The following is a 12,709-nucleotide window of genomic DNA, read 5'->3' on the forward strand; positions in this document are numbered from 1 at the left end:
AGATGATGACACTGCGTTTCGCGTTTGTGGGATGCCGCAGTCTGGCGTCAGTGCTCGTAATCGGGTGCCGCGGGCAGTCCGAAGAACTCCTCGAGAGTGTGGAATCCGCCATCGTGGTAGGCCTTCGCCAGCTCGGGGCCGATGTACCGGATGTGCCACGGCTCCGGCGCGTATCCGGTCGTGCCGGTGTGGCCGTGCTCGTAGCGCACGATGAACCCGTAGCGCCAGCCGTTCTCGGCGACCCAGCGCCCCTGCGAGGTCGGACCGAACGCCTCGATCCCCCCGCAGCCGGGATCGCACGCGACGAGATCGAACGCGAGCCCGCTCTGATGCTCGCTGAACCCGGGGCGCGCGGACACGGCATCCGCCCCGCTCTGCCCCCGATCGCGGACATGCTCACCGTAGGTGCGCTGCTGGAGCCCGTACGAGCGGTAGCCGTTGTTGACTCCGACCGTGCCCGCGCCCGCCGCGCGGGCGTCGGCCGCCATAGTCTCGAGCGCGCGCTTGGGCTCCGGACGCAGCTCGTTCGACAGCGTCGTGGTGCGCAGGCCGATGCCGGAGAGGGATGCCGGGGCGAAGCTCTCCGGCTGCAGCGGGCGCTGCTTGTTGACGACGACCCACGATCGCGACGGATCGGACAGCGAGATGCAGGGCGCATTGCCGCTGACCACGGCCTCGCGGAACTCGACGCCACCACCGAACGCCGCGACGGCGGCCGCGTCGTCACCCGCCTCGAGGTGTGCGCGCACCTGGTCGTCGGCGCATGGGTTCGCGGCGACGCGCGCGTCGACCTCGACCTGGGGGATCGTCATGGCGGCGGCCGGTGCCGGCAGCTGCGGCGGAGCCGACGGCTGGGCGGCGACGACGCCGCAGAGGGTCGCCAGCGACGCGATCGCCGTGAACAGCACGCCGATGGGGGTCGCCACCCGCACGGCGAGCGGTTCACGCGCGGCATGTCGAGATTGCGCGGCGCTCACCGATCCATTCTCTCCCACGGACTGGACGACCACTGCTCGAACAGAACTACGGCTTGCTGGTTGACAGAGATTGGTTTCTTTGTTCGAATAGTCCGATGAGGTGGCAAGGGCAGGCGATCGACGATCGGGACGCGGACGCGCTGCCGGGCCTCGAGAGCCGCACCGGTGTCGTGCGCTCTGTGACCACACCGGAGTTCGCCGGGATGACGTTTCACGAGGTTCTCGCCAAGTCGGCGCTGAATGCGGTGCCGGGCGCCTCGCGCATGCCGTTCGCGTGGACAGTGAACCCGTATCGGGGATGCAGTCATGCATGCGTCTATTGCTTCGCTCGCGGGACGCACGAGTACCTCGACCTCGACGGCGGTGCGGACTTCGACTCGCAGATCATCGTGAAGACGAACGTCGTAGAGGTGCTGCAGCGCGAACTGCGGCGCGGCTCGTGGAAGCACGAGACCGTCGCCCTCGGCACGAACACCGACCCCTACCAGCGTGCGGAGGGGCGGTACAAGCTCATGCCCGGCATCGTGCAGGCCCTCGCCGACTCCCGCACACCGATGTCGATCCTCACAAAGGGAACGCTGATCCGCCGCGACATCCCACTGCTCGTCGAGGCGGCGAAGCAGGTGCCCATCGACATCCAGATGTCGATCGCGATGTACGACGATGCTCTGCAGCACGCCGTCGAGCCGGGCACGCCGAGCACGCAGGCTCGGCTCGACACGGTTCGGGCGCTCAGCGACGCGGGCTTCCGCGTCGGCGTGTTCCTGATGCCGGTGCTGCCGCACCTGACCGACTCGCTCGGCGCCATCGACGAGGGGCTGCGCCGCATCAAGCAGTCGGGAGCCGACCACGTCGTCTACGGGTCGCTGCACCTGCGCCCCGGCGTGAAGCCGTGGTTCTTCCAGTGGCTCGAGCGCGAGCATCCGGAACTGCTCTCCTCGTACCGCGGCCTGTACCCGGGCGTCTCGGTCGAGGCGCCCAAGGCCTATCGCCAGTGGCTCGCGCGACGAATCCGGCCGCTCATGCGCGTGCACGGGCTCGATGCCCGCTCAGAGGAAGAGAACGACAGCATGCGCGGCCGGCGGATGCGGCAGCGCCCGGCTCCGGCATCCGTCCGCACGACGACTCAGTCCGACATGCTCTTCTGAGCGCGGCCGGCACTGCCGGCGGGAAGCTCTTCACGCGTGGCCTGCGGCTGAATGAGGAACACCAGCAAGAGCAGCGCAAGAGGGCCGAAGATCATCCCGAGCACGAACCACCCGAGTTTCGTGCGCCCCTGCATGCCGGCGAGCGCACTGATCACCAGAGCGATGCTCAACCATACGGTGCCCCCGGCTGTCGCCCACTCGTTCCAACCCATGGGTCCACACTATGTGGCGCTCACAACTCAGGACGAATGCGCAGAGACCGCCGGGCCCCGGCCCTGAGGGCGCGTATCCCGACGGTCTCTCCTGAGTTGCGAACCGGCTCAGGCGGTGAGCTCGGCCTCGCTCGGCATGCGGCCCGTGATCTCCTCGATCACGTCGTCGCCGGGGGCCGCCTGCTCGAACGGAGCGTCGATCTCGGCGCGGCCGAGCAGATCCTCCATCCGACGACGGCGGTGACGGGTGATCAGCGTCACGACACGGCCGGAGCGGCCGGCGCGACCCGTGCGACCGGCGCGGTGCAGGTACGTCTTGTACTCGTCGGGGGCGTCGGCCTGCACGACCAGATCGATGTCGTCGACGTGGATGCCACGAGCGGCGACGTCGGTGGCGACGAGCACCTGCACCTTGCCCGCGGTGAGCTTCTGCAGGTTGCGGGTGCGCTTGGCCTGGTTCAGGTCGCCGTGCAGCGAGACGGCGGCGATGCCGGCGTCTTCGAACTGCTCAGCGAGCATCTCGGCGTAGGCGCGGGTGCGCGCGAAGACCAGCGTCTGACCGTCGCGGTCGACGAGCGAGGTGAGCACGTCGGCCTTATCACGGTGCTCGATCACGAGCACGCGGTGGTCGATCGTGCTCGAGTCCTGGTCTTCGCCGGCGACCTCGTAGACGGCCGGGTCGATCAGGAACTCGTCGACGATCGCGGCGACCTCGCGGTCGAGGGTCGCCGAGAACAGCAGCTTCTGGCTGGTCGCTCCGTCTTCGAGGGCCGTACCGGTCTTGCGCAGGATGCGCTGCACCGGCTCGGCGAAGCCGAGCTCTGCCATGTGGTCGGCCTCATCGAGCACGGCGATGCGCACCTCGGAGAGGTCGAGCTTGCGCTGCTCGATGAGGTCCTCGATGCGTCCGGGCGTGCCGATGATGATGTCGACGCCCTTGTTCAGCGCGCCTACCTGGCGTGCCTGGGGCACGCCGCCGTAGATCTGCGTGGTGAACAGCCCCACGCTGCGCGCGATGGGCTGCACCGTGCGGTCGATCTGCAGGGCCAGCTCACGCGTGGGGGCGAGGATGATCGCGCGCGGCTTGCGGCCGATCTCGCGACGCTTGCCCTTCTGCGACAGCAGGATGCTCTCGACGAGCGGGGCGCCGAAGGCGATCGTCTTGCCCGAACCCGTTCGGCCCCGGCCGAGCACGTCGCGACCCTGCAGGATGCTGGGGATCGTTGCGGCCTGGATCGGGAAGGGCGTCTCAGCACCCATGTTCTTCAGGATCTCGACGATGTTCGACCCGAGACCCAGGTCGCCGAAGGTCACGTCCGCGACCTCGGTCGCCTGCACGGCCTCTGCCTCGAGCCGCTCGTGCACGACGTCGACCTGCTCGTCGCGCGCCTTGGCGGTCGATGTGGCATTCCAGTCGCTGCGGTTCGGACGGTCGTCGCGGTTCTGACGCGCGGGGCGTGCGTCGCGGTCAAAGCGGGGACGCTCGGTGCGATCGAAGCGCGGGCGCTGGGTGCTGCCGCGGCGGTCGTCGCGAGCGGGACGCTCGTTGCGGTCGTTGCGCACCGGACGGGCGTCACGGTCGACGCGGTCGTTGCGCACCGGACGGGCGTCACGGTCGAAGCGGTCGTAGCGGCCGTAGCCACCACGGTCGCCGCGTGCCGGACGAGCATCCCGATCGAAGCGGTCATCGCGGCCGTAGCCTCGGTCGTCACGTCCCGGACGCGCGTCGCGGTCGAAGCCGCCGCGACGGTCCGCAGCGCCGGCGCGAGCCGAACGGTCGTTGCGGTCGAATCCGCCCCGACGGTCGAAGCCGCCACGGTCATCGCGAGCCGGACGGGCGTCACGGCCGAACCGGTCGTTGCGAGCCGGACGCGCATCCCGGTCGAAGCGGTCGTTGCGGTCGTTGCGGCCGTAGCCGCGGTCATCGCGCGCGGGGCGAGGGTCACGGCCGAACCGGTCATCGCGCGCCGGACGCGCATCCCGGCCGAAACGCTCGCCGCGGTCGAAGCCGCGGCCGGCCTGACGGTCGTCGCGATCGTTGCGGTGGTGCGGGGCCTCGCGGCGACCGGACTCGGCGCGATTGCGGATCGAGCGCGACTCATCGCGGCCGGCGCGCTGCGCGTCCGACCAGCGGGCCTTGGGCGCCGAGCCTTCGGCGTCCGCCGGACGGTAGCCGCGGTGCTTCGGGCTGACGCTTCCGGGGCGACGGTCGGCGCGGGCATCCGACGAGAACGAGCGGCGCTCTCCGGAGTCCCGCCGATCGCTGTCACGCGACGGGCGTCCGCCTGCGTGACGCTCATGGAACGAGGGTCCGCTCTTGGCGTATCGCGGCTCGAAGTTGCGCGACGGGCGTCCGCCCTTGGGCTTGCCGTTCTTGGGCATGGTGTTTCCTGACTGTCTCTGACACGAGAACAGCGTCCGCTCCGCGGGCACAGAGATCAGCGCGCGAGGGACATACCCGGGCATCCGTCGGCCGGGGCCATTCATGTGATGGTTATGAACCATCGGCCCCTGGGCTCACAATGAGCGCTCTCGCTGCTCGGAAGAAACCGCCTGTGGCGGGTGCCCGAAGCCGACTGCCGTCCACGATACCGGTCTTTGCTGAGAGAGCGCCCGTCGTACGATGGCGACATGGCTCTTGACGACGCGATCGGCTCCCCCACCGGCATCCAGATCCACCTGCGCCGCGGCGACGTCACCGCGCAGATCGCACAGGTCGGCGCTTCGCTGCGACACCTCACGATCGGCGGTGTCGACATCGTGCCGCCGTACCCAACCGACCAGCCGACCCCGTCGTGCTCGGGCGTCGTGCTCGCCCCGTGGCCGAACCGCATCCGCGACGGCATCTGGCAGGACGGTGACGCCGAGCGCGCCCTCGCCATCAGCGAGCCCAAGTTCCGCAACGCCAGCCACGGGCTGCTGCGCTACACCGCGTACGAGATCGCCGAGCACACCGACGAAGCGGTCACGCTGGCGGCGAAGATCGTGCCTCAGACGGGATATCCGTACCTCGTCGCGACGTCGGTCACCTACGCCCTGACGGATGCCGGGATCGACGTCACCCACACACTGACCAACCATTCCGCAGACCCTGCCCCGGTGGCGCTCGGCACGCACCCGTTCTTCATCATCGACGGCGTCGACGCGCGTGAGCTCGTGCTGCGAGTGCCCGCCGAGACGCACTTCGAGACCGACGACCGGATGCTGCCGATCGGCGAGAGCCCGGTCGATTCGGCGACCGATCTGCGTGACGGCCGCCGCCTCGGCGACGTGCAGCTCGACACCGGGTACGCGAACCTGCATCGCGACGCCGATGGTTTCGTGCGCAGCACTCTCACCGCGCCAGACGGTCGCACGGTGACGCTGCAGCAGGGGCCCGGCTTCGACTACGTGCAGGCGTTCACGACCGTGAAGTACCCCGGTCAGCCGCTCGCTGTCGCCATCGAGCCGATGACGGCACCCGCCGAGGCCTTCAACTCGGGCCGCGGCCTGCGCCGCCTCGCCGAGGGCGAGTCGTGGACGCTGGAGTGGGGCATCCGCTTCTCCTGAATCGCGCAGTCCCTCAGGTTTGACGGATGGGAAACGCCGGCAGCGGATGACGGCCACCAGCGTTTCCCATCCGCCGCGCAAACTGACGGATGGGAAGAAGGCGGGGCGCTCACGCTCAATCGTGAGCGTCACCGGCGCGCAGCTGCCGGCGGGTGAGTGAGCCGCCATCCGCCGGCGCGGCCCCCGGCGTCGGCTCCCCGGCATCCGTGCCCGCGGCCCGCTTCGCGCGGCGGCGCTCCTTCGCCCCCTCGACGAGGTTGTAGAGCGTCGGCAGGACGATGAGCGTCAGCACGGTCGACGACACGAGTCCGCCGATCACGACGATCGCGAGCGGCTGTGAGATGAACCCGCCGTGACCGGTGATACCGAGCGCCATCGGGGTGAGCGCGAAGATCGTCGCGAGGGCCGTCATGAGGATCGGCCGCAGACGCTTCTCGCCACCCGCCATCACGGCCTCCGGAGTCGTGAGCCCCTTCGACCGGTACTGGTTGACCAGGTCGACGAGCACGATCGCGTTGGTCACCACGATGCCGATCAGCATCAGCACGCCGATCAGCGATGCGACGCCGAGCGGCACGCCGGTGACGATCTGCAGCAGGATCGCCCCGGTCGCCGCGAACGGCACCGACACGAGCAGCAGCAGGGGCTGGCGCAGCGACTTGAACGTCGCGACCATCACCACGTAGACGATGAGGATCGCGGCGAGCATCGCCAGCCCGAGCTGCGAGAACGACTCGGCCTGCTGCTCCGCGACACCGCCGATCTCGGCCCGGGCACCGTCGGGCAGATCGACCTCGTCGAGTGCGGCTGCCACCGATGAGGTGGCGACGGCGAGATCGTCGGATGCCGGGGGCACTGTGATCGTCGCCGTGCGGCGGCCCTGCTCGGTGGAGATGGAGGTCGGGCCGTTGCGCTGCTCCACCGTCGCGAGGTCCTGCAGCTGCACCGGGCCGGTCGCCGTCGGGATCGTCAGCTGCTTCAGAGCGTCGACGGATGTCGGCGGCTCGGGGTCGACGAGATACACCGTGAGCGCACTGTCGTCGACCTCGATCGAGCCGATCTGCTGCGGGCGCATCGTGTTCGACACGATCGAGCCGACCGCCACCTCCGACAGTCCGCGCGCGGCGGCCGCGTCACGGTCGACGATCACGGCGATGTACGGCAGCGACGCCGCCAGATTGCTCGTGACCTGGCCGATGCCGTCGCGGCCCTTCAGCTCCTTCATCAGGGCGTCGGTGCCGGCCTGCAGGTCGGCGGCGTTCGGGGCCGTCACGGTGATCGCGATGTCGCTCGAGCCGAACCCGCCCGAGGTCGCCGCGACGGTGATCTCGCCGGCGCCCTCGACGCCGTCGACCTTCTTCTGCACGTCCGCGCGCAGCTGCTCCTGGTCGGCGTCGTCGCTGGTCTGGATGGAGTAGGTGATGCCCGCGCCGCCGGAGAACGCGTCGCGCAGCGGCGAGCCGCTCGAGCCGATCGACGCCTGCACGTGCGTGATCCCGTCGATGCCGTCGAGCGCCTCCTCGACCTTCTTCGCGGCCTCGGACTTCGCCTCCAGGCTCGCGGTCTCGCCGATGTCCTGCGTGACGGTCATGGTGTTCTGGCCCGAGTCGCTGAGGAAGTTGATCTTCATCAGCGGCGCGGCAGCCAGCGTGCCGGCGAGCACGACGACCGCCAGCACGACCGTGATCGCGGAGTGCTTGAGCGTCCACCCGAGGATCGGCCGGTAGAGACGCTGGAGGAGTGTGGGAGGGGCGTCCGGATGCTCCGGATCGATCGGCGAGCCGTCGTCGGCGACCAGGGGCTTTCCGGGCCGCAGGAACCAGTACGCGAGCACCGGAACGATGGTCAGCGCGACGAGCAGCGAGGCGACCATCGCGATCGTCACGGTCATCGCGAACGGTCGGAACAGCTCGCCCACCATGTCGCCGACGAACACGATCGGCAGGAAGACGGCGACGGTGGTGATCGTGGAGGCGGTGATGGCGGATGCCACCTCGCGCACCGCGAGGCGGATCGCGGCGCCCTTGTCGGCGCCCTCGACGTAGTGCCGCTTGATGTTCTCGATCACGACGATCGAGTCGTCGACGACGCGCCCGATCGCGATGGTGAGCGCCCCCAGGGTGAGCACGTTGAGCGAGTAGCCGAACGCCTGCAGGCCGATGAACGTGATGAGCACGCTGGTGGGGATCGAGATCGCGGTGACCAGCGTCGAGCGGATGGAGAGCAGGAACACGAGGATCACGATCACCGCGAACGCGAGGCCGAGCATGCCCTCGGTCGCGAGCGTCTCGATCGACTGCTGGATGTAGGGCGCCTGGTCGAAGATGACGGTGAACTCGGCGTCCGGGAAGGCGTCGCCGAGCTCGTCGAGCGCGGCGAGCACGCCCTGGGAGACCTCGACGGTGTTCGCGGCTGGCAGCTTGGTGACGGCGATCGACAGGGCGTCCTCGCCGTCGACTCGGGAGATCGAGGTGACCGGATCGGAGACCTGCGCGACCTCGGCGACATCGCCGATCGTGAGATCCGTGCCGCTGAGCGGCAGCGCCGCGACGGCGTCCGCGGAGGTGAGCTTCGCGCCCGACTGCACGGTGAGCGTCTCGTCGCCCTGGGTGATCGCGCCGCCGGGGAGCAGCACGCCGTTCTGCTGCAGCGCCTGGCTGATCGCCTGGGTGCTCTGCCGAGCGGCGGCGAGCTTCTGCTCGTCGGGGGTGATCGTGATGCGCTGACCGACGCCGCCGACGATCTCGGCGGCGTTGACGCCGTCGACGTCCTCGAGGTCGGGGATGACCGTTGTCTCGAGATCCTGCTGCGCCGTCTCGGAGTCGTCGAAGCCGGTGACCGCGATCTGGATCACCGGGAAGTCGTCGATCGAGACGCTGAGCACCTGCGGGCTGACGTCGTCCGGCAGCTGGCGCGAGATCCTGTTGATCGCCTGCTGCATTTTCTGCTCGGCGGTGGCGAGGTCGGTGCCGTAGGCGAACATCGCCTGCACGATCGAGGCGTCGGTGGTGCTCGTGGCGCTGCTGGACTCGAGCCCGGGTACACCCTGGATCGCGTTCTCGATCGGTGTGGAGACGTCGTTCTCGACCACCTCGGGCGACGCGCCGGGGTAGGTGGTCATGACGACCAGGGCGGGAAGCTCGAGCGACGGGATCAGCTCCTGCTTGAGATTCGTCAGCGCGAGCCCGCCGAACACGGCGGAAACGATGGTGATCAGCGCGATGAGTGCGCGGTTGCGCAGGCTGAGGTTGGCGAGGTTCGACACGCGGTGCTCTTTCAGTCGCTCGTGGTCGTGGATTCGGTGCCGAGGATGCCGGCGAGGGCCCCCTCGATCAGGGTGGCGTCGAGGGGCTCGTCGTGGATGCGCGCATGCCAGAGCACCCCGTCGATGAAGACGGATGCCGCGGTGGCGCGCTGCACGCCGTAGTCGGGGACGAGGAACCCGATCATGCGATCGGACCATCGGCGGGCGAGCGCCCTCAGCTGCGGATCGTCGATGGCCGCGGTGACGACGGCCCGATCGGCTTCGAGCGCGCGGGCGTCGGCGAGTCCGCGCAGGATCAGCTCGGTGAGCACGGCGGGTGTCGCCCCGCGCTCTTCCAGTGCCGTCCGGATGCCGTCGATGCCGGCGTCGACCTCGGTGACCAGGTGGTGCAGCGCCTCGGATCGCAGGTCGTCGAGGGTGGCGAAGTACTGGGTGGTCGCGCCCAGCGGCACGCCCGCACGACCGGCGATGAGCCGATGCGTCACCGCGCTGACGCCGACCTCGACGATCAGCTCGGCTGCGGCGATGACGATCTGCCTGCGGCGCGTCTCGGGATCGCGGCGACGGCGTGGCGAGTCGCTCATGATCCCTCCTCGGCCCTACGAGATGTACGTCTGTACATTATGTGCCCGGGAAGCTGTGCCCCGACTGGCAGCGAGCGCCCGCGGCTCAGGTGAGGATGCCGCCGACGGCGAGCCCCGCGGCCGCCGCCGCGAGGGAGAGCACGAGCATCCCGATCACGTCGAACACGGCCGCCCGCTGCTCGCCGTCGCGCCACAGCGAGATCGCGTCGATCATCGCCGTGCTGAAGGTGGTGTACCCCCCGAGGAAGCCGCTGCCCACCACGAATGCGGCGCCGGGAAGCATGCCGACCACGAGCCCGAGCAGCAGCGATCCGGTGATGTTGATCAGCAGCACGCCCCACGGGAATCGCGTGCCGGCGATCCGCGCGACGCCGAGGTCGACGAGATAGCGCGTGGCTGCCCCCAATCCACCGCAGGCGGCGGCGAGCAGGAAGATCACCGGGCTCATCGGGCCTGGCGTCTCGTGAGCGATCCGCCGAGCCTCAGCCCGAGCCACGCCGACAGCAGGCCGCCGACGATGCTCGCGGCGACGTAGCCGACGGCGAGCGCGGGCGACGCCGCCCACAGCTCGACGCTGTCGATCGCGAAGGCGCTGTAGGTGGTGAAGCCGCCGAGCAGGCCCGTGCCGAGCAGGATCCGCAGATCGGAGGAGGGCAGGCGTGCGGTCAGGATGCCCAGCAGCAGGGAGCCTGCGAGATTGGCGACCAGCACCGCTGCGGGGCCATCGGCGATGAGCGCCCCGAGGGCGAGCCGCCCGGTGGTGCCGATCGCCCCACCCGCCGCGGCGAGCGCGGCGCGGCGCAGCACGGTGCGCGCGGGGAGGGGCGTGGTCACTGCGCCACTCTAGCCGCGCCCTCGGACTCGTCTGCGGCCGGCATGCATAGACTCGAAGCGGTGGCGCGGCCCTCCCGATGCCGCCTGACCACCGGGAGGACGACGCTCGAGTGCTCACGCGAAGGATGTTCGGCTGGTCGCGTCTGCTGACCGCGGCCGTGTGCATCGTGGCGCTCGTGCACCGAATGCTGTGGGGCATGGGATCGCAGACCCTCGCCGGCACCAACTTCTTCGCCTATCTGACCATCCAGTCGAACACCGTGTTCGCCGCCCTCGCGGTGGTGGCGGGGGTGATCGCGCTGCGCCGTGACGAGGACCCGGCGTGGCTGACCTCTGCACGAGTCCTCGTGCTGAGCTGGACGATCACCGCTGGTCTCGCCTTCGCGCTCATCGTCTGGCAGGCCGGCGAGCGCGGCATCCCGATCACAGTGCCGTGGTCGGATGCCGTGCTGCACTTCGTGCTGCCGGCGTGGACGGTCGTCGCGTGGGTGTTCGGGCCCGGCCGGAGGGCGGCGTCGTGGCGGGTCGTGCCGTTCGTGCTGCTGTACCCGCTGCTGTGGGGCGTGTTCACGATCTGGCGCGGAAGCGTGATCGGGTGGTACCCGTACTACTTCCTCGATCTGCGGCAGGTGTCTGGTATCGGCGAGATGGCGCTCAGCTGCGCACTGGCGCTGTCCATCTTCGCTGTGGTCGCCGTCGCCCTCGTGCTGCTCAGCCGGGTGCGCCCGACCGTGCCGTCGTGGGGCGAGATCAGCCCTCGTCCTCGTCCGACGGTGCGAAGAAGACGAGAGACGCGCGCGCGGCGACCGCCGCGTCACGCTCGTTGAGCTCGGCGAACTGCTCGGCTGCTGTGCCGCCGACGAGCCCGACGAGCACGGGCTCCCCGGTGAACGGCTGCAGATTGAGCCAGGTGCGGATCAGAGCGTCTCCGCCGATGACGTGCCAGACGGTCGCCTCGGTCTCCCAGAAGGCCTCGTCGAAGCGCATCCAGACCGTCTCGACGAAACCGGATGCCAGTGCCGAGATCGCCCCGCGGTGCGAGAACGGCAGCGCCGGCGCGAACTCGATGCCCTGCTTCTGCAGCACCCCGAGGGGCGCGGTGACGACCACCCGGTCGTACGAGAGGGCCTCGCCGGTGCCGAGGCGCAGGCTGACCCCACGCTCGTCGTAGGCGACGCGCACCACGGGGGACGCCGTGGTCACATCGATCCCGTCGAGGTGGTCGTGCAGGAACGAGTCGAGGTCGCCGATCACGCCGTGCACGGCGTCGGAGGGGAAATCGGGTGCGTACCAGCTCGAGGCGCGTGCGGGGTCTGCGCCGGTCATCGCCGCCATCCAGGCAAGGGACGCCGCCAGAGCCGGGTCTTCGGGGTCGGCGCCGTTCGCCGTGAGCGCGTCGATGATCGGCAGGTCGGACGCCTGCGTCTCGGCGCGCTGCAGCGCCTGGGCGATGGGCGCTCCGTCGACCGTCGGCGCCTCGCCCTCGGCGGTCCACCCGGTCGCATCGTCGAGCGTGAGCGTGCGGTCGCTGATGTCGATGAGACGGTGCGCGAGCGCATCCAGCTCGTCCTCGCCGAGCAGCCACGCGCCGAGCTGCGGCGCGATGGGCCACGTGTCGTCGTCGGCGTCGCTGCGGATGCGTCCGCCGAGCCGGTCGCGCGCTTCGAGCACGGTGACGTCCAGACCGGCATCCGCGAGCATCCGGGCGGTGACCATTCCGGCGACGCCTGCGCCGACGACGGCGATGCGCTCGGACTCGTCGGCTTCGCCGATGAGGGCGAGCGCGGCGCGACGCGCGGCATCGACCGCCCCGATCACCGTTCCCGGATTGGCGGTGTCGGTGGCTTCGCCGGCGAAGAAGACCCGACCAAGCACGGGTTCGGCGAGACGCTCGCGCTCGCCCGGATCGGCACCCGCGGGCAGGTAGCTCATCGAGCCCAGCGAGTACGGGTCCCTGGTCCAGGTGCTGCGCACCCATCCGGCCGGTTCCGGCACGGCGGCGGGGGCCGTGGGCCGCGGGCCGGGCGTCTTCGTGCGCGTTGGCGAGGGCTTCGGCTCGGGCGTGCAGGCGGCGAGCAGCAGCCCGACGGCGCCCGCTCCGGCGCCGACGAGCAGAGTGCGGCGCGTGATGCTCATCGTG

The 12,709-nt window shown here is 70.0% G+C and carries 11 protein-coding genes; 3 read left to right on the top strand and 8 right to left on the bottom strand.

The window, feature by feature from the left end:
- Window positions 1–47: 47 nt before the first annotated feature.
- Complete coding sequence (locus V2S04_RS07825; RefSeq protein WP_413637949.1) at window positions 48–977, bottom strand: D-alanyl-D-alanine carboxypeptidase family protein; 930 nt, start codon at window positions 975–977, stop codon at window positions 48–50.
- 95 nt (window positions 978–1,072) lie between these two features.
- Here V2S04_RS07825 and V2S04_RS07830 point away from each other — a divergent pair, with 95 nt between their 5' ends.
- The gene (locus tag V2S04_RS07830) at window positions 1,073–2,125 is read left to right on the top strand and encodes an Rv2578c family radical SAM protein (protein WP_413637951.1); all 1,053 of its coding nucleotides are present in this window, start codon (window positions 1,073–1,075) and stop codon (window positions 2,123–2,125) included.
- Here the strand turns inward: V2S04_RS07830 and V2S04_RS07835 are convergent.
- Both V2S04_RS07835 and V2S04_RS07840 read right to left on the bottom strand, forming a co-directional pair.
- Window positions 2,104–2,337 (bottom strand): hypothetical protein, encoded by a 234-nt coding sequence (locus V2S04_RS07835; protein ID WP_413637952.1) that lies wholly within the window; start codon window positions 2,335–2,337, stop codon window positions 2,104–2,106. The two genes, V2S04_RS07830 and V2S04_RS07835, sit on opposite strands and share 22 nt — an antisense overlap.
- A 108-nt stretch (window positions 2,338–2,445) precedes the next feature.
- Window positions 2,446–4,719, bottom strand: a complete 2,274-nt coding sequence (locus V2S04_RS07840; protein WP_413637954.1) for a DEAD/DEAH box helicase — start codon at window positions 4,717–4,719, stop codon at window positions 2,446–2,448.
- Between the two features lie 249 nt (window positions 4,720–4,968).
- Between V2S04_RS07840 and V2S04_RS07845 the strand changes: the two genes are divergently transcribed.
- A complete protein-coding gene (locus V2S04_RS07845) occupies window positions 4,969–5,886 on the top strand; it encodes an aldose 1-epimerase family protein (protein ID WP_413637955.1) in 918 nt (305 codons plus the stop codon).
- 115 nt (window positions 5,887–6,001) lie between these two features.
- On the opposite strand, the gene V2S04_RS07850 is transcribed toward V2S04_RS07845, so the two are convergent.
- From V2S04_RS07850 to V2S04_RS07865, 4 genes are all read right to left on the bottom strand, one after another.
- Window positions 6,002–9,151, bottom strand: coding sequence for an efflux RND transporter permease subunit (locus V2S04_RS07850; RefSeq protein ID WP_413637956.1), 3,150 nt, complete (start codon window positions 9,149–9,151; stop codon window positions 6,002–6,004).
- A gap of 11 nt (window positions 9,152–9,162) precedes the next feature.
- On the bottom strand, window positions 9,163–9,735 hold the full coding sequence (locus tag V2S04_RS07855; RefSeq protein WP_413637957.1) for a TetR/AcrR family transcriptional regulator: 573 nt from the start codon (window positions 9,733–9,735) through the stop codon (window positions 9,163–9,165).
- A gap of 85 nt (window positions 9,736–9,820) precedes the next feature.
- Window positions 9,821–10,183 carry a fluoride efflux transporter FluC gene (locus tag V2S04_RS07860; protein ID WP_413637958.1) on the bottom strand — a complete coding sequence of 121 codons (363 nt, stop codon included), beginning with the start codon at window positions 10,181–10,183 and terminating at the stop codon, window positions 9,821–9,823.
- Window positions 10,180–10,569, bottom strand: a complete 390-nt coding sequence (locus V2S04_RS07865) for a CrcB family protein (protein WP_413637959.1) — start codon at window positions 10,567–10,569, stop codon at window positions 10,180–10,182. The genes V2S04_RS07860 and V2S04_RS07865 overlap by 4 nt, the downstream gene beginning before the upstream one ends.
- A 110-nt stretch (window positions 10,570–10,679) precedes the next feature.
- On the opposite strand from V2S04_RS07865, the gene V2S04_RS07870 reads away from it, so the two are divergent.
- Window positions 10,680–11,396 carry a Pr6Pr family membrane protein gene (locus V2S04_RS07870; RefSeq protein WP_413637960.1) on the top strand — a complete coding sequence of 239 codons (717 nt, stop codon included), beginning with the start codon at window positions 10,680–10,682 and terminating at the stop codon, window positions 11,394–11,396.
- Here V2S04_RS07870 and V2S04_RS07875 read toward each other — a convergent pair.
- Window positions 11,320–12,705: an FAD-dependent oxidoreductase gene (locus tag V2S04_RS07875; RefSeq protein ID WP_413637961.1), complete on the bottom strand. Its 1,386-nt coding sequence runs from the start codon at window positions 12,703–12,705 to the stop codon at window positions 11,320–11,322. The two genes, V2S04_RS07870 and V2S04_RS07875, sit on opposite strands and share 77 nt — an antisense overlap.
- Window positions 12,706–12,709 lie beyond the last annotated feature (4 nt).

Origin of the sequence: Microbacterium sp. OR21, assembly GCF_047306785.1 — a bacterium.
GTDB lineage: Bacteria > Actinomycetota > Actinomycetes > Actinomycetales > Microbacteriaceae > Microbacterium > Microbacterium esteraromaticum_E.